We start from the raw sequence: 17755 nt of genomic DNA, 5'->3' as shown, positions 1-17755 counted from the left end.
AAATATTTATTCATATCGCAATGCCTCAATTGGGTCGAGTTTGGAGGCTTTTATCGCGGGATACAATCCAGAAACAATGGCGACCATAAAACTAGTAGCAAAAGCAGCTAAGATGGCGCCCCACGGAATAACGAAGGCAAAATCCATTGCGCTCGCGATACCAAAACCGATTAAGATTCCGAAAAAGATTCCGACGAGTCCGCCGATTTGACCAATGAGTAAGGTTTCGATAAAAAACTGAATCGCCACGGTCGATTTCTTGGCGCCTAAGGCTTTTCGAACGCCAATTTCTCGGGTTCTTTCGGTTACCGAAACTATCATAATATTCATCAAAGCAATCGAGGAACCAAAAATGGTGATTACTCCGATGAGCCAAGCTGCTAAACCTAAATATTGAGTGATGCCTAGAATACGGTTGATTAAATCATCGCTGCGTACTACACCAAAGTTGTTGTCTTTTACGGGGCTTAATTTTCGCACGCGACGCATTACGCTAGTGGCGTTGTCTACGGCTTGATCCAACAATTCTTTTCGGCCCACCATTACGCTCAAACTGTAATTGATGTTCGGGGCACTAAAGAGCGAACGCGCTACTTGAATAGGAATCAACACGCGCAAATCTTGACTGTTGCCAAAAGTGGAACCCTTTTCTTTGAGCACGCCAATGACTCTGAATTTGGCTCCGCGAATCGAAATGACTTTGTCAATAGGATTGACGTCCTTCAAAAGTCCTTTCTCAAAATCCGAACCAACGATACACACAAAGGCATTGTTGGCTATGTCAAAACTCGTAAAATTTCGTCCCGCACTAAATTCCAATCCCGAATTCACCGCATACATTTCGTCTACGCCCACGATTTTGTTTTCGGGGTCTGTTTTGGTGTTCAGGTATTTCACTTCGGCGGCCGAGCTTGCGGTAAACGAAATCGAAGTCTCGGTAAAAGGGTATTTGTATTTGTTTCTAAACGCCACGGCATCTGGGTAGGAGATAATCGGGTTGATGATTTCTCGTTCGCCGCCGCCACGGTTTCGCGTCGTATTTTCGTATTGATTGATGTTGAAAGTATTGGCACCCATCGAGGCAAAATCCGACGAAATTTGATTTTCTAAGGCCGCCACCACGGTCAAAATTCCCACCAAAGCCGTGATTCCAATAGCAATAATCAGTACCGTAAGAATGGTACGCAGCAATTGCGTTTTGATTGAACCCAACGCAATTTTAATATTTTCTTTGAATAATTTTAGCATCATATAAGTTTGTCACGAAAATACAATTTTTGTTACAAGTTTGGTTTTCAAAAAACACTAAATTTCACCAAGCACTTCGGATGTAAAGCAAAACTTAAATGCCCTTACATTCTTTATATGGTTCAAAATAAAACTGTAATGACTTATATGTTTTACAACTTTGCGAACCTTGCGAAATGCTTTGCGCTCATTGCAGTTAAATTTTACAGCTTTAAAACAAAACTTAAATGCCCTTACATCCCTTAATATGGTTCACAATAAAACTGTAATGACTTATCTGTTTTACAACTTTGCGAACCTTGCGGAATGCTTTGCGCTCTTTGCGGTTAAATTTAATTGACAAAAAGTTTCACTTTAGGGCAACTTAAGTATATTTGTATATTATGGATAAGCGAATATGAAAGCGAAAAATAATAATCTAAAAACACTTGACCAGTTCAAAGACAAACATTACGGAAAAATTGGAACTGCAGAAAGAGACGAATTGAATGCTGGATATGAGAATTTTAAAATTGGCGCAATGATTTATGAAGCTAGGATTCAAAAAGGTCTGACACAGGAAGAACTTGCTGAAAAAGCAGGAACTACAAAATCCTATATCTCTAAGATTGAAAACAATGTTAAAGAAGTTAGATTTTCAACGCTACAAAAAATTGTTGAGCTAGGTTTAGGCGGGCATTTGGAACTATCAATTAAATTGTAGGGATTCGAAATAAACCTTTTTCGAACATTTTTGTAAGGTATTAGTATTATATTTGATAAGAAAACAAAGCAAACTTTCACTTCTTTATCCTATTATCGTTGTGTAGCTGAAAAAATTGTTTCTACTACATACAAGTTATGGGCAACAAAAAAAACAGACAAATGGAATTAAAAGACATTTTTACTATTATTGGGCTATCAATAACATTTGCAGGACTTATAAATGGGTTGCTTTATCAATTTGTTTTTTTGCCAAAATTCAACAAGACATTCAAGAAATTTGAGTTTGAATTGAAGCAGAAGGATTTAATTAATCAAGAGCAGTGGAAACATAAAAGAGAAGCTTGTTTTAACGCATTGAACATTGCTGACAATTTATTGAGTACTTACAAATATTCCAATGTGAAAGATGGCGATATTAAACCTGGAAAAGTCACAACAGAAGAAGTTAGAAAGTGTTTTAATGACCTTGCTTGTTCTTGTAGAGATACTAAAGTTATAGAATTACTTAAGAAAATAATGTTTGAATCTGTTAGTCCTGACATAATCGTAGATCTAAGAAATGCTGTTCGGCTAGAATTGGATTTTGGCAATGAAGATTTCGATAAAGATAGGGATAAAGCTTTTGTTGGAAAAGTCAGTGCTGATCCTGAACTAAAAAATTAGCAGCCCATAACAGCTACAACGGATTTGGGCATTAGGCTTAATGGAAAGTTGGTTTTGTATTGGATACTTAAAACTTTAGATTATTTAATTCAAGTAGATTGAATTCACACCAAAATAAAATGACACCACCAACACCCACAAAAACACAATTCGACAACTTTGTTTGGATAGACATTTGCCAACCCAACAAAGAAAATCTAGATAAAATCGCCCAAGAATACCAATTGGATTATTTTCAAATTAAAGATAGTTTGGAGCGAGGTCATTTGCCTAAATTTGAAAAGCAGCCCAATTATAATTTTTTAATTCTAAGGGCTTTTACACCGAGAATGGCCAGTAAAGCAACAACCATCAATGAATTGTCGCATAAAATCGCCTTTTTTTATAACGGACACAAAATCATCACGATTCATCGCAGTCCGTTTGCGTTTTTGGAAACCGTAAAAAAAGACCACAAAACGCCTGAGGAGATTTTGATTTATCTCATCCACAAAATGGTAGAAACTTATCAAGTACCTTTGAACGACTTGGACGAAAAAATCATTCAAATCGAAAAGACGATTTTCCTGCAAGACTATTCCAAAATATCCTTGGAAGAACTGTATTTCTTGAAAGCGCAAACCCGTATCACCAAAAAACTATTGCAAATTTTTCAAAATGTCATTCACCAACTCGAAGTGAGTGAATCTTCCAAAACCGCCTTGCAAGACATCAAAGACAAGCTGCTGAGTTTGCTACTCAATTATGACGAAGTACTTGAAAATGCGAACAATTTACTGAATACCTATCTTTCGGTCAACGCACAAAAAAGCAATGATGTGATGAAATTGTTGACCATCTTTTCGGCTTTCTTTTTACCCTTAACTTTTATTGCGGGTATCTACGGAATGAACTTTGAAAATATGCCCGAACTACAATGGCCTTTGGGCTATTTTATGACCTTGGGCGTGATGGTGGTTATTGCGTTGGTCATCTATTTTTGGTTCAAAAGAAAACGCATTCTTTGATAGCACCTATTCATTCAAAAGCGCACTAATGCAATAACGATACTCAGATTAAACCTGACTAAATGGACGAAAAAAATAAAATAATACCTCCAATACTTATAGTTTACGCCTCTGTTGATGGGATGACAAAACGAATTTGTCATTATATTCAAGAGAATCTAATTCAAAATAATCATGCGGTAGATGTTGTTTCTATTGATGATTTTAACCATGCCATAGAAGATTATGACAAAATTATCATCGCTTCAAGTATACGATACGGAAAACATCATCCAAAAATAATCACTTTGATTGAAGGTGATGCAGCGGTACTAAATACCAAAAAATCAGCTTTTATTTCTGTGAATTTGGTGGCTCGTAAACCAGAGAAACGAGCAGCCGATACGAATCCGTATGTGATTAAGTTTTTGAAAACAATAGCTTGGAAGCCTGAGTTGGTTGGTGTAATCGCTGGAAAATTAGATTACCCACACTATGGATTTTGGGACCGAATTATGATTCAATTGATTATGTGGATCACTAAAGGACCTACTGATCCTCATACGGTCATAGAATACATTGATTGGGAGCAGGTAGACAAATTTGTGAAAACATTTTCGGAATTATAATCCAATTTCAAATGTCGTATTGGCTTATTTTTCTTAAAAAGCAATTAGTATTCTCATAATACTCTTTTTTTTTGAATGGAAATTCTTTTAAAAAGTAAGATATTTGCAAACCTAATTGAAAATTCATTTTACAATGGCTTCAAAACCCAGTATACCCAAAGGAACGCGCGATTTTTCGCCAGCCGAAGTGGCCAAAAGACAGTACATTATTCAAACGATAAAAAGCAATTTTGAAAAATTTGGCTTTCAACCTATAGAAACACCTTCCTTCGAGAACTCAGATACTTTGATGGGAAAATATGGCGAAGAAGGCGACCGCTTGATTTTTAAAATCTTGAATTCGGGCGATTATTTGTCAAAAGCTAATGCGACGCATTTAGAGAACAAAGACAGTTTAAAATTGACCGCGAGCATTTCTGAGAAAGCCTTGCGTTATGATTTGACCGTTCCTTTTGCGCGTTACGTGGTACAGCATCAAAGTGAAATCGAGTTTCCATTCAAACGCTATCAAATTCAGCCCGTTTGGCGCGCCGATCGTCCACAAAAAGGACGTTTCAGAGAGTTTTTTCAGTGCGATGCGGATGTGGTAGGTTCCAAATCATTATGGCAAGAAGTGGAGTTGGTACAATTGTATGACACCGTTTTTACAGCTTTGGGATTAACAGGTGTAACTATCAAAATCAATAATCGTAAAATTTTATCTGGAATTGCTGAGGTGATTGGCGCTTCGGATAAGTTGATTGATTTTACCGTGGCATTGGATAAACTGGACAAAATCGGCGAAGACGGTGTAAAGAAAGAAATGATTGAAAAAGGCATTTCTGAAGAAGCCATTGCCAAAGTGCAACGGTTGTTTAGTTTTACAGGAACTATTGCTGAGAAAATTAATCAATTGTCGCTCTTGCTTTCTGCCTCAGTAGAAGGGATGAAAGGTGTTGAAGAATTACAATTCATTTGCGAAAAAGTGACCCAACTCGGACTAGCTACGGCACAGTTGGATTTAGACGTGACTTTGGCAAGAGGATTGAATTATTATACAGGAGCTATTTTTGAAATTGCTCCACCTAAAACCGTTGCCATGGGTTCTATTGGCGGTGGCGGAAGATATGACGACTTAACGGGTATTTTTGGTTTAAAAAATATGAGTGGTGTGGGGATTTCTTTCGGCTTGGACCGTATTTATTTGGTAATTGAAGAGTTGGGATTGTTTCCAGATACGGTTGCTGCTACGTCAAAAGCGTTGTTTGTGAATTACGGTGAAACCGAAGCTTTTGCTGCAATGCAAACCATTCAGAAATTGAGAGCTGAAGGCATTAAAGTAGAATTGTACCCAGATGCTGTCAAAATGGGAAAACAATTGCAATATGCCGACAAAAGAGGTATTCCTTTAGCGGTTATTATTGGAACACAAGAATTAGAATCTAATACATTTGCTTTGAAGAACCTAGTAACAGGTGAGCAGGTGTTATTAGATTATGACGGGTTGAAAGAACAATTAGCCTAAGAAAACGGTTATAATTTAAAAAAAAAAGCTTCGTTGATGAAAAACGAAGCTTTTTTTATTATAACAATGCTGAATTAATAATTAACTAAAAATGGATTTTTGTGTTATAAAACAACTATTCTAACAAATTATAGGCAAATTTAAGGAAACAAATTCATGATGTTCTTAAAATTATATTAAATTTCTACGAAGTACATAAAATGACAATAGTTAAGTCCTTTTTACTAGGTTTAGTGCCAATTTGAAATATGACAATTTGGCATTTTTAAAGATTTGGCAATACTTTTGACAATAGTTGAAAAGAATCAAAAAAGATGTTTAAAAATTTTTTTAAAAATAAAAGCAATATGACTACTGAAAATACAGAGTTCGATCAAGAAATAGATGATGCAACGTTAGAGAATAATGCAAATGGAGAGCAACTAATCATTGAAGAATTAAGTGTTGAAGAACAATTAGCACAAGATTTGGCCAAAGAAAAAGATAAATTCTTGCGTTTGTTCGCTGAGTTTGAAAATTACAAAAGACGTACTACGAAAGAGCGAATCGAATTATTTAAAACCGCTAATCAAGAAGTTTTATTGGCTTTGTTACCTGTTTTGGATGATTTTGATCGTGCTATGGTTGAAATCAATAAATCGGAAGATGAGTTATTGACTAAAGGAGTTGAATTGATTCACGAGAAACTAAAAGGTACTTTGGTGACCAAAGGATTAGAAGTAGTGGATGTAAATGCAGGTGACGCTTTTAATGCCGATTTTGCCGAAGCGATTACGCAAATTCCGGCTCCATCTGACGATTTAAAAGGAAAAATTGTGGATGTCTTGGAAAAAGGATACAAATTAGGCGATAAAATTATTCGTTTTCCAAAAGTGGTTATAGGACAATAAATCAACATTCAAGTTAGCACATTTGTAGCTGAATATAATAGCACAATTTAAAAATGAAAAAAGATTTTTACGAAATATTAGGGATATCTAAGAGTGCTTCGGAGGCTGAAATCAAAAAGGCTTACCGAAAAAAAGCCATAGAATTTCACCCTGACAAAAATCCTGACAATCCTGCAGCCGAGGAGCAATTCAAGTTAGCTGCCGAAGCCTATGAAGTGTTAAGCGATCCGCAAAAGAAAGCCAAATACGATCAATACGGTCACCAAGCTTTTGATGGAGCTGGTGGTTATGGTGGTGGTCATGGCGGAATGAATATGGATGACATTTTTAGTCAATTTGGAGATATTTTCGGAGGTGGCTTTGGTGGTTTTGGAGGCGGAGGCGGAGGCGCTCGTCGTGCCAAAGGAAGCAATATGCGAATTAAGGTCAAATTGACATTGGAAGAAATTGCTAATGGTGTTGAGAAAAAAGTAAAAGTTAAACGTAAGGTACAAGCACCTGGCGTTTCTTATAAAACATGTTCTACTTGTAATGGTCAAGGGCAAGTGATGCGTGTGACCAATACTATTTTGGGTCGTATGCAATCGGCCTCTACTTGTCCGTCTTGTGGTGGATCAGGACAAATTTTGGATAAAAAACCAAACAATGCCGATGCACAAGGAATGATTTTGGAAGACGAAACCGTTTCTATCAAAATTCCAGCTGGTGTTGTAGATGGGATGCAACTAAAAGTTTCAGGAAAAGGAAACGACGCTCCTGGAAATAGTATTCCTGGCGATTTGATTGTAGCTATCGAAGAGTTAGAGCACGAGTTCTTAAAACGTGAAGGTGAAAATTTACACTACGATTTGTACATTAGTTTTGCTGAAGCGGTTTTAGGTGTTTCTAAAGACATCGAAGCGGTGAATGGAAAAGTACGTATCAAATTAGAAGAAGGAATCCAATCAGGAAAAATATTGCGTTTGAAAGGAAAAGGAATTCCAAGTATCAATGGTTACGGAAGTGGAGATTTATTAGTTCACGTAAATGTTTGGACCCCAAAAACATTAAACAAAGAACAAAAACAATTCTTTGAAAATGCGTTGAACGATGATAATTTCACGCCGCATCCTGAAAAATCAGACAAATCATTCTTTGAAAAAGTTAAAGATATGTTTTCTTAATTTTTTTAATCTTATTTTATATTCATCCCTATGTTTTTTGTAGCATAGGGATTTTTTTTAGTAAAAAGTCAACAGTTGAAAAGGTAGTATTACCTATTAATTTCGGAGATGAGGTACAACAATACGTTATAATAAAGTCAATGATTTGATGAATCTTGGTACATTGCTATGAGTTTGTCTCGCTCTTTTTTCCTTTTATGCGAAGAGATGTAAAAAGGGACAGAAATGCCCAATTCAATTATGCCACCTGCTACAAACATACTGCCTATGGCTTGTCCCACTCCCTCCTGATCATTTTTGGAGTTATCTATTATTTTTGCGCCAAAAGCTGTTGTTGCGATTGCCAATGAAGAAAAAACAATTCCGGTAACTAAATTCGTTTTTCTTTTCTTGTCTTTTAAAAGAATTAATTTAAGGTTAGCTTGAATGATTTCGTTATTGTAATCTAGAGCTTTCGTTGTTATCCCAAAAGTTTCTAGTTTATTTAACTGTTTTTTAGTTAAGTTTTGTCCTTGTAGGCCGAAGGTAAGCAAGAGTAAAAAGAAAAGTGTTGTTTTTTTCATCGTAATGTTTATTAATAAGATGTTTAATTCAAATATATACAATTTTATCTACAAAAAGATTTGGTTTACTTGATGTTTATAGTATGATTTATTGAAATTGGGAGATATCCCTAAAAGACTGTGGCACCGCAAATTCGCAAATTTTACAAGTGTTTATTTGTAGTCAGGCCTACAAGATTCTGAAAACCTTGCAGGTCGGGAAGTTTACGAAGAGTTGTGTTGTAGTGTTTCCTGCGAGGTCTTTCTTTTGAATCACGTAAGTATTCAAATTGAAGAAATATTTTGGAAAATTGTAGTGCTGGAAATTCTAAAGTAGTACTAAAATAGCCGAATGATTCACTCCTGACACATTAATGGATGATCAGGTACCAAAAAAGCAAGGTGAAAAAAGAAATTGGAATCCCAAAACCGATCATCATGCTGCATAATTTTGGTTTTAAACCGTGGCTTGAAGCGAGGATACTGGCGGTAATCATTGGAGACATGGCGGATTCTAGTAGGGCGACCTCAATGACTTCCGACTTTTGCTTTAGAATTAGAACATACAACACATAAATAATGGCGGGAGCGAGCAGTAGTTTATATAAAAGTCCCAATCTTAAAAATAACCAATGTTTACTATTGCGTTCGAATTTTAATTGTAAACCAACCGAAAGAAGTGCCAAAGGTGTTACAAAACCACCAATAAATTTGAGTCCTTGCTGAAGAAAAGGCAGTACATCGAAGTCGAAAACATTCATTAAACACGCTACTACAAAGGTGAGGAAGGGAGGAAAAAGAAGAATTTTTCTAATAATTTGTACGCCGTTGGTTTCTGCTTTTGAGTATAAAGTGGCGACCAAAACCCCTAAAGTAGATAGTACTACAAACGACCCCGGTTGATCTACAAGAATGGCAGTTTTCATGCCACTATCGCCGTATAAAGCGGTAATTATTGGGAAACCGATGAATGAGGTATTACTTAGACCGCTACAAATGATTAGGCAACCCGTGAGTTTTTTGGACCATCCAAATTGCTTACCCAATAGGGCAAAGAGAATCCATGAGGCAATAAAAATAATCCAAGCGACGAGAATTGGGAATAAGAGCTCTTTGCTCCATTGTACCTTTGGGATATAATATAAGGCTAAGGCAGGAAGACAAATTTGGAGGACTATCCAGTTCAGTTTTTTAGGTGTAGTTTTAGGGATTGAAGGTATTCGTTGTAAAAAAATACCAAGAGCCAAAAAAACAATGATGATGACAAAATTAATCATGTGAGTGACGATACTTAAATGTAAGAGAAATAGTGTTTCAAAAATACAATTAAAATAATTTTTAATATTCATGCAAAGCCATAAGTTTTAATTAATTTTACTCTCAAAACAATTTCATCTTGGCCAATACGAATCAAAAAAAATCAGCGCTTCACGAAATTCCGGGTATTGCTTCACCCGAAAGTGTTAGTATTGTAGCGGCTAACAGCATTCAATCGTTTCGGAAAAAAACGCCTACTCCTGCGGAATTAGTTGAAGGAATTTTGGTTGGTAACATTACTGCTTTGAGCCGTGCCATTACACTAGTAGAAAGCACCAATCCGAGGCATTTGAGTCAAGCCAACGAAGTCATCAATTCGTGTTTGCCGCACGTAAAAGAATCCGTTAGAATTGGCATTACAGGAGTGCCTGGAGTTGGCAAAAGCACTTTTATAGAAGCCTTTGGAAAACACTTAACGAGTTTAGGCAGAAAAGTGGCAGTTCTCGCCGTCGACCCTAGCAGTACCATTTCGCACGGAAGTATTTTGGGCGATAAAACCCGAATGGAAGAATTGGTGAAAGATAAAAATGCTTTTATTCGACCTTCGGCATCTGGGGAAACCTTGGGCGGTGTGGCGCGAAAAACTAGAGAGACCATCACCTTGTGCGAAGCTTTTGGTTTCGATACCATTATTATTGAAACGGTAGGTGTTGGCCAAAGCGAAACTGCGGTGCACAGTATGGTCGACTTTTTTTTATTACTAAAAATTGCCGGAGCTGGCGATGAACTACAAGGCATCAAACGAGGCATTATGGAAATGGCCGATGCGATAGTCATCAACAAAGCGGATGGCGACAATAATCGAAAATCAAATTTGGCAAAAGTGGAATTCAACCGTGCTTTACATCTTTTTCCAGCCAAAAAATCGGGTTGGACGCCTACTACAACTACTTGCAGTGCTATAACAAAAGAAGGCATTCCGGAAATTTGGGAAACCATTTTGAGCTACATAGAAACCACACAAAGCAATCAGTATTTTTTTGAAAAAAGAGCCGCACAAAACCAGTATTGGATGCTCGAAACCATCAATGAGTATTTGAAAAACCATTTTTATAATCATCCAGAAATAGTTCCGCTACTAGAAAAAAATAAAGAAGCGGTAGCGCATAATACTCTCTCGCCATTTGCTGCTGCACAGGATATTTTGGATACTTACTTTAAAAAGTAACAATTGACTCATTAGCCATTAGGATTTGTCTTATTTTTGCGATACTAAATTTTAATTTCTCTTGAAAAAAATAGCCCACTTACGACCAATTGTAACCTTTTTGTTACTTGGTTTATGCATCACTACACTGAGCCGAATCGTTTTATTTTTTCTTTTTAAAGAACGTGTGGTTGCTACCGAAAATTACGGGTATCTTTTTCCTATCGGTCTGCGAATGGACTTGATATTACTGTGTTATATTTCGCTACTTCCAGCCGTATTGATTAGCCTTTTTCCAGAAAAATGGGTACTCAAAATTCAATCTTTTTTGACGGTTTACTTTATCTTTTTTCTCAGTTTATTGCTGTTCTTTGAATTGGCAACACCAAATTTCATCGTACAATACGACACACGTCCTAACCAACTTTTTATTGAGTATTTGATTTACCCAAAAGAAGTGATTGGAATGTTATACAAGGGCTATTTGCCTTCTATTTTGGCTACCATCGTTTTTTTATCGGCATTCGTTTATACAGTAATTCGGTTTAGAAAACAGCTTTTTGGAGTTGGAAATACATCTTACAAAACCAAATTACTCTTGTTTCCCTTGGTCGCCTTTTTGTTGTTTTTTGGTGCGCGTTCTAGTTTGACTTCCAAAAGACCGATTAATGCTAGCAACGCCATTTTCTCTACCGACCAATTAACGAATTGTTTGGGATTGAACTCCTTTTACACGCTTGGTTTTGCTGTATATTCCTTAAAAAATGAAGGGAACTCCGATAAGATGTACGGAAAAATGAAACCCGAAGAAGCTATTCCTCGCGTAAAAAAATATATGGATGCAAAACCAGAAGATTTTGTCGATGCCAATTTTCCATTACTTCACAAAAGTGAATCGGATACGATTCTACAAAAGCCTTACAATATTGTCATTATTTTGGAAGAAAGCTTAGGCGCCGAATATGTGGGAAGTTTGGGTGGGTTGCCTCTAACACCAGAATTTGATAAATTGACCAAAGAAGGAACGCTGTTTACCAATATGTACTCGACAGGCACTAGAAGTGTACGCGGGATTGAAGCCGTTGTCACTGGTTTTCTGCCTTCTCCATCAGAAAGTGTGGTCAAACTGAATAACTCTCAAAAAGACTTTTATACCATTGCTAGTTTATTGAAAGCAAAAGGATATGACACCAGTTTTATTTATGGCGGAATGGCCAACTTTGATAATATGGGCGCTTTTTTTAATGGAAACGGCTTTAGTACCATCATTTACGAACCGCAATACGACCCTAAAACTAGTGCTTTTCACGGCACTTGGGGTTGGTCTGATGAAGATGTAATGGTCAAAGCCAATGAGTATTTCAAAACACTAAAAGACAAGCCCTTTGTATCACTCGTTTTCTCCTCTTCGAATCACGAACCATTTGAGTTTCCTGATGGCAGAATTCAGTTGTACGAAAAGCCTAAAAACACCGTACATAATGCGATGAAATATGCCGATTATGCTATTGGGAAGTTTTTTGCATTAGCCAAAAAAGAGGCCTATTACAAAAACACCATTTTCTTGGTCATTGCCGACCACAACACTAGAACTTACGGAAAACATTTAGTGCCTATTCATAAATTTCATATACCCGCTTTGTTGATTGGTCCCAACATTGCAAAAAATGCGAGATATGAAAAATTGTGTAGCCAAATTGACATCCAACCTACCATATTGAGCAAAATTGGAATGAATGTTATCACACCAATGCCGGGTCGAAATCTATTCCGTTTGCCAGCTACAACCCAAGGAAGAGCGATAATGCAATTTCACGATGTGAATGCCTTCCGAGTGGAAGACCAAGTGGTTATTATGCAACCCAACAAAGAACCTTTGCAATTTAAAGTTTCAAAAGACACTATTTTTACTCCAGTACCTCTCAACAAAGAACTGGCAAAAGATGCGTTGAGTCATGTGATTACGGCTTCGTATTTGTACAAAAAGAGCAAATATTCTATCCAAAAATAAAATGAGTAACCAAAAAAGGGTAGTGTTGAACAATTTCACACTACCCTTTTTTCTATTATGAGATTAATTCCAACTTATTCCTCTTCGAATCGTGCTATCTCGCGGTCATAAAAAGCATTCGCTTGTTCGATTAAGCCTTCCATTTCGGCGTTCAATTCGGCTTCGTCTAAATCCTCTGCCTCTTCCATGAATTCTACTTCATCATCTTTAAGATTAATGATAAATCGAGGATAATCCATATGAATGATAAAGATATCGTCTGGAAAATCAGTATTGTCGCCTAGTAAAAATTTTGGTAATTCCATTTTTGTTTGTTGTTTATTGTTCGTTGTCTATTGACTCTATTTTACTTCGAAGCTATTCAAAGTGTATAACTTTTTACAAATTTAAGCATTCAGTTCTAACGAACGATTAACCGTTTAATCAAATAACCGATTAACCTCAAAAAACTATTTGTCAGAAAGAATCACAGGTGCGCTACCTTTTCCCATAAAAATAATTTTGGTGTTGGGTGAAGTAGCGATTTCTTTTTGCGCTTTGATTTGTTCGTATTGCAATTGTTTGTCGGTAAGTCCTAAAGAAATAATGCGTTGATAATCTGCAATACCTTGTGCTTCCACCCTTTTACGTTCCGCTTCTTGTTTTTCTTTTTGCAAAACAAAAGTCATTTTTTGAGCATCTTGCTCGGCATTAATTTTACTTTCGATGGTTTTCTTTACAGATTCTGGCAAATTGATATTTCGAATCAACAATTGTTCTAACACCAATCCTCTAGCTTTAAAATCAGCTTCAATACTTTTGAAAATTCGTTGTTGAAATTCATTTCTTTTAGTCGAATAAAGTGCCACTGCATCATAATAAACAGCGTTGTCACGAATACGGGTTCTGGTTACTGGACGTACAATTTTATCGGTGTAGCTTTCTCCAATTCCTTTCAAAATTTTGGGCGCTTCATTTGGGATTACACGATACAAAACCGTCAAGTCTATGACTACTTCCAATCCGTCATTGGATAAAACTCTGATGGCGTCATCACCTTCTAGTGCCCCTTCATTATGAACGGCTGACATGGTATAGTTTTGTGTTTGTACATCAAAAACCGTAATATCCAAAAGTGGATTAACTACGTGAAGGCCACTTTCTAAAACATCGGGTTGTACGCTACCGTAAAGCGATTTTACGCCTACTTTACCCGCATCAATTTGCTTGAACATCGAAGAAAAAACTCCGATTAGCAGTAGTAGGATACCAATAATTTTTAAAAGATTAGAAAATTTAGATAAAGGATTAGCGCTGTCATTTAAAGTAAAACTAACGACTAACAAAATTATTCCGAGAATAATAAATACTATCATTTTTTTTGGTTTTAGTTGATATGCTTATTATACGAGGAAATAAAACAGAAGTTACATTTATAAGAAAAATTTTATTTGGGTGAATTCAAAAGCACCAATTTTTTGGTCAATTTAGAAAATCGGATATACAAAAACACCGCGGCAGCAGTTAATCCGGCTAATAAACCAATCCAGATTCCTACAGCACCTAGTGTGGTAAATTTTCCTAAATAAATTGAAATAGGAAATCCAACCACCCAGTAGGCTACAAAAGTTATGTACATGGGGATTTTAACATCTTGAAGACCTCTTAAAGCACCTAAAACTACAACTTGTACACCATCTGATATTTGAAAAATGGCGGCTACTATTAACAATTTGGCCGTAAGTAACACGATTTCTTGATTATCAACAGCCTGGGTAACATCAGCAGTATTCAAAAATAAATAAGGTAAATAGTTATGAAAAACTATAAAAAGTAATGCAAAAAAGGTTTCTAAAATAATGGTAAGTATAAAAATAGATCTTGCTACTACAATTAGTTCCTTAAAATCAGCCATTCCTTTGGTATGACCTACTCGAATCATGGCCGTTACATTAAGTCCCATAGCCACCATAAACGTTGACGAAGCTAAGGTTAAAGCAATTTGATTGGCTGCTTGACTGTTTTTTCCTAAAGTCCCCGAAAGCCAAATTGCTGCTGTAAACAAAGTGACTTCAAACATCATTTGCATAGAAGAAGGGACTCCCAAATTAATGATTTTGGTCAAAATTGATTTTTTGATTTCTTTAAAACTAAAGCCATTAAAATATTCTTTCATGATGGCGTTATGCTTTATTATGTAATGCATGAAAATTACCATAACGACCCTGGAAAGGACTGTTCCTAAAGCAGCTCCTATAATGCCTAATTTGGGAAAAATCCAAATACCATGGATTAATAAATAATTGAAAAATATATTTAAAACCACCGCTAAAAAAATCGCATACATCGCATATTTCGTTTGTGATAATCCGTCGGAAAATTGTTTATAACCTTGATAAATAACTAACGGCACTAATGAAAAAGAAATCCAATCAATATAGGGTCCTGCTAGCGCTACTACCTCTGCTGGTTGATCCATTAAATACATCAAATGTTTCGATAAGATGGTCAATCCAAACAATACCAATCCTAGAATGGTACATAAAAATAAGCCATGATGAAAAGTAGCTCTGATTTTTTCATTATTTTTCTCAGCATGCGCTTCGGCCACCAGAGGGGTTATAGCTGTAGAAAAACCAATGCCCAAAGAAAGTGCTAAAAAGACAAAACTATTTCCTAAAGATACAGCTGCCAATTCAGTAGATCCTAAAGATCCCACCATATAATTATCAACTACCCCAATCATTGTATGTCCTAACATTCCTAAAACGACAGGATAGGCTAATCTAATATTAGTTGAAAATTCTTTGGTGTATTGAGAAAAGTGCATTGCTGATTTTTTAAGTCGGCAAAGGTAATCAGAAGGAACCAATTTTTGTTAAAGAAAAGGGTTATAAAAAAGCTAAACTTAAAATTAGCGCTAGTACACTGTGGTTCTAAGAATTATTTTTTTTTATCAGTAAGAGTTTTCATAAAAGCAATTAACTGCTTCTTTTCTGTATCCGAAAGCAGTAATTGATCTTCTGGCAAGGTTTGATTGGGCATTTTAAATCCAAGGCCAATTCCACCACCTTTGTTATAAAAATCAATAACTTCTTCTAAAGTTTTAAAAACACCATTATGCATATACGGAGCCGTTAACTCAATATTTCTGATGATGGGTGTTTTAAATGAATTTCTATGAATTTCGGCTTGGGTCAATTCATATTTTCCTAAATCGGCATCTAAATAGTTATGCCTATTGGGTACTCCTAAAATTTCGCTTTCTGTTTTCATAAAATTAGGTGGGACTGTCCCGTTGGTTAAAGGAATAAAATGGCAAGTAGCACATTTAGCTTTGCCAGCAAATAGATTAAAACCTGCTTTTTCATCTGTCGAATATTCGACTTCATCACGCATATATGCATCAAACTTTGAATTATAATTGCTCAAAGAACGAACGTAGGAAGCCAAAGCATTTTTGATTCCGAATTCGTTAATCTCATTTTTAGGAAATGCTTTTTTGAATTCGGCTACATACTTTTTATCTTTTTGCAAGGCTTTCACTGATTTTTCAAGAGAACCGTGCATTTCGATTTCGTTTGTAATGACAGCCACGGCTTGGTCTTCGAGATAACTTACTTTAGAATCATAAAAGAAAGCACGTTGGAAAGCGATGTTCATCAAAGTGGGCGTATTTCGCTTTACTTTGGTTTTACCATCTAAGGAAATGGTTTGCTCTAAACCATCTGTAAAAGCAATATCAGAATGGTGACAAGAAGCGCAAGAACGCGAATTGTTGCCAGACAAAATAGGGTCATTGAACAATCTTTTTCCTAAGGCAATTTTTTCTGGAGTGGTTTTATAATCAGGAAAACCATTGAAAGCTTCTATATCAAAAGCCTCTTTATCAAAGAGCGTTTGCGCTGTAGTTTTTAGAGCTCTGGTCTCTTTTACAAACGGAATCGAAGCACTTTTTTGACATTGATATAACTTTTTACTCAATGGGTTGGCTATCTTTTTTATAAAATATGCTCTATCAAAAGCATTGAAGTTGGTATGCGTTTCTAGGTATTTTGTTCCTTGCGAAAGAGTAGCTGAAAGCGCTTGAAATGACTTAGCATCCAAAGTGTTTTTATAAAAAGTTACATTTTCCGCTATGCTCTCTAAAACTACTTTTGCTTCTGGGAGTGAATGTAGCGCGACAGGGGAATCAAAGCCTGTAATTCCGAGAGTTATCATTCTAAACACCGATAGTCGCAACGCGTCAAAGATCGAAGCATCTGTCAATTCATTGGTTTGCGCTATTTTTTCTAATCGATTTAAATTGGCATTCAAAATACCTATTTCTGTCAATACTTCAGCTTTTGTTGACGGATTGTATTTTGGAAAAAAATATTCTTCAATGACTTGAAAGCCTTCTGGAGGCAAAGTTTTTCCATCGTTTTCCTCAAACTCAGGTAATGCTGGTCCGTTGATGGCCTTTGCTACAGCTGGAAAATAATACTCGGTCAGCCATTCTACTTTTTTGTAACTACTATGAGCTTTCAAAAATTGAAATTGAATGTTTTTTGTATTCGTATCGGATTGCACCAATTCTTTTAAATGTTCAACTTCGACTTTCAACTGCTTTATGTTTATTTCAAAATTAGCGGCAACTTTTTGATGATTTTCCTCAGCGGGTTGGCAAGAAAACAAGGCAAATGAGAAGAATATAACAATGATTTTTTTCATATATGTAAAATTTATTTTTTAGCGGTCATATATGGTATCGCCTTTTTATTTATTTGTGTTTGCTTGCGCAAACTTGTCGTTAATGGCGATTTCATATGTTGCTATTTATTGTTTTTTATCGGTCATATGTAATTCGCATATCATCATTGGTTTTTGCGACCAATTTCCGGTTAGGCTCATTTCATAATTACTTTAAAAAATAAAAAATAAAAACCACGAAGACAAGAATGCCTTCGTGGTTGTGGGTAATAAAAGTTA

General features: G+C 36.0%; 16 protein-coding genes. 9 read left to right on the top strand and 7 right to left on the bottom strand.

The features are described from left to right. Nucleotides 1-6: 6 nt before the first annotated feature. A complete protein-coding gene (locus ACSVH7_RS08775) occupies nucleotides 7-1251 on the bottom strand; it encodes an ABC transporter permease (protein ID WP_438066334.1) in 1245 nt (414 codons plus the stop codon). Between the two features lie 394 nt (nucleotides 1252-1645). On the opposite strand from ACSVH7_RS08775, the gene ACSVH7_RS08770 reads away from it, so the two are divergent. From ACSVH7_RS08770 to dnaJ, 7 genes are all read left to right on the top strand, one after another. Continuing rightward, complete coding sequence (locus tag ACSVH7_RS08770) at nucleotides 1646-1951, top strand: helix-turn-helix domain-containing protein (protein ID WP_438066333.1); 306 nt, start codon at nucleotides 1646-1648, stop codon at nucleotides 1949-1951. A gap of 161 nt (nucleotides 1952-2112) precedes the next feature. Next, nucleotides 2113-2616, top strand: a complete 504-nt coding sequence (locus ACSVH7_RS08765) for a hypothetical protein (protein ID WP_438066332.1) — start codon at nucleotides 2113-2115, stop codon at nucleotides 2614-2616. 119 nt (nucleotides 2617-2735) lie between these two features. Further along, nucleotides 2736-3623, top strand: a complete 888-nt coding sequence (locus ACSVH7_RS08760) for a CorA family divalent cation transporter (protein ID WP_438066331.1) — start codon at nucleotides 2736-2738, stop codon at nucleotides 3621-3623. A gap of 62 nt (nucleotides 3624-3685) precedes the next feature. Then, the gene (gene hemG, locus ACSVH7_RS08755; RefSeq protein WP_438066330.1) at nucleotides 3686-4231 is read left to right on the top strand and encodes a menaquinone-dependent protoporphyrinogen IX dehydrogenase; all 546 of its coding nucleotides are present in this window, start codon (nucleotides 3686-3688) and stop codon (nucleotides 4229-4231) included. A 133-nt stretch (nucleotides 4232-4364) separates the two neighbouring features. Beyond that, the gene (gene hisS / locus ACSVH7_RS08750; RefSeq protein ID WP_438066329.1) at nucleotides 4365-5735 is read left to right on the top strand and encodes a histidine--tRNA ligase; all 1371 of its coding nucleotides are present in this window, start codon (nucleotides 4365-4367) and stop codon (nucleotides 5733-5735) included. A gap of 314 nt (nucleotides 5736-6049) precedes the next feature. Continuing rightward, the gene (locus tag ACSVH7_RS08745; protein ID WP_024981195.1) at nucleotides 6050-6625 is read left to right on the top strand and encodes a nucleotide exchange factor GrpE; all 576 of its coding nucleotides are present in this window, start codon (nucleotides 6050-6052) and stop codon (nucleotides 6623-6625) included. A gap of 53 nt (nucleotides 6626-6678) precedes the next feature. After that, entirely contained in the window at nucleotides 6679-7788 is a 1110-nt protein-coding gene (dnaJ, locus tag ACSVH7_RS08740) for a molecular chaperone DnaJ (RefSeq protein WP_438066328.1), read from the top strand. Nucleotides 7789-7925: 137 nt separating this feature from the next. Here the strand turns inward: dnaJ and ACSVH7_RS08735 are convergent, their stop codons facing one another. After that, on the bottom strand, nucleotides 7926-8351 hold the full coding sequence (locus ACSVH7_RS08735) for a hypothetical protein (protein ID WP_438066327.1): 426 nt from the start codon (nucleotides 8349-8351) through the stop codon (nucleotides 7926-7928). Nucleotides 8352-8701: 350 nt separating this feature from the next. Then, nucleotides 8702-9679 (bottom strand): AEC family transporter, encoded by a 978-nt coding sequence (locus tag ACSVH7_RS08730; RefSeq protein ID WP_438066326.1) that lies wholly within the window; start codon nucleotides 9677-9679, stop codon nucleotides 8702-8704. A 47-nt stretch (nucleotides 9680-9726) separates the two neighbouring features. On the opposite strand from ACSVH7_RS08730, the gene meaB reads away from it, so the two are divergent. Together meaB and ACSVH7_RS08720 are read left to right on the top strand one after the other, a co-directional pair. Further along, nucleotides 9727-10815: a methylmalonyl Co-A mutase-associated GTPase MeaB gene (gene meaB / locus ACSVH7_RS08725; protein ID WP_438066325.1), complete on the top strand. Its 1089-nt coding sequence runs from the start codon at nucleotides 9727-9729 to the stop codon at nucleotides 10813-10815. Nucleotides 10816-10876: 61 nt separating this feature from the next. Then, nucleotides 10877-12805, top strand: coding sequence for an LTA synthase family protein (locus ACSVH7_RS08720; protein WP_438066324.1), 1929 nt, complete (start codon nucleotides 10877-10879; stop codon nucleotides 12803-12805). Nucleotides 12806-12879: 74 nt separating this feature from the next. Here the strand turns inward: ACSVH7_RS08720 and ACSVH7_RS08715 are convergent, their stop codons facing one another. From ACSVH7_RS08715 to ACSVH7_RS08700, 4 genes are all read right to left on the bottom strand, one after another. Then, nucleotides 12880-13110 (bottom strand): hypothetical protein, encoded by a 231-nt coding sequence (locus ACSVH7_RS08715; RefSeq protein ID WP_438066323.1) that lies wholly within the window; start codon nucleotides 13108-13110, stop codon nucleotides 12880-12882. 144 nt (nucleotides 13111-13254) lie between these two features. After that, on the bottom strand, nucleotides 13255-14160 hold the full coding sequence (locus ACSVH7_RS08710) for a prohibitin family protein (RefSeq protein ID WP_438066322.1): 906 nt from the start codon (nucleotides 14158-14160) through the stop codon (nucleotides 13255-13257). 71 nt (nucleotides 14161-14231) lie between these two features. Further along, on the bottom strand, nucleotides 14232-15614 hold the full coding sequence (locus ACSVH7_RS08705; protein ID WP_438066321.1) for an MATE family efflux transporter: 1383 nt from the start codon (nucleotides 15612-15614) through the stop codon (nucleotides 14232-14234). A 113-nt stretch (nucleotides 15615-15727) separates the two neighbouring features. After that, complete coding sequence (locus ACSVH7_RS08700; protein WP_438066320.1) at nucleotides 15728-17497, bottom strand: cytochrome-c peroxidase; 1770 nt, start codon at nucleotides 17495-17497, stop codon at nucleotides 15728-15730. Nucleotides 17498-17755: the final 258 nt, after the last annotated feature.

Source organism: Flavobacterium sp. TSSA_36 (assembly GCF_051547165.1).
GTDB lineage: Bacteria > Bacteroidota > Bacteroidia > Flavobacteriales > Flavobacteriaceae > Flavobacterium.
The sequence above is the reverse complement of the archived record's forward strand: the minus strand, read 5'-3'. Positions and strand labels throughout refer to the sequence as shown.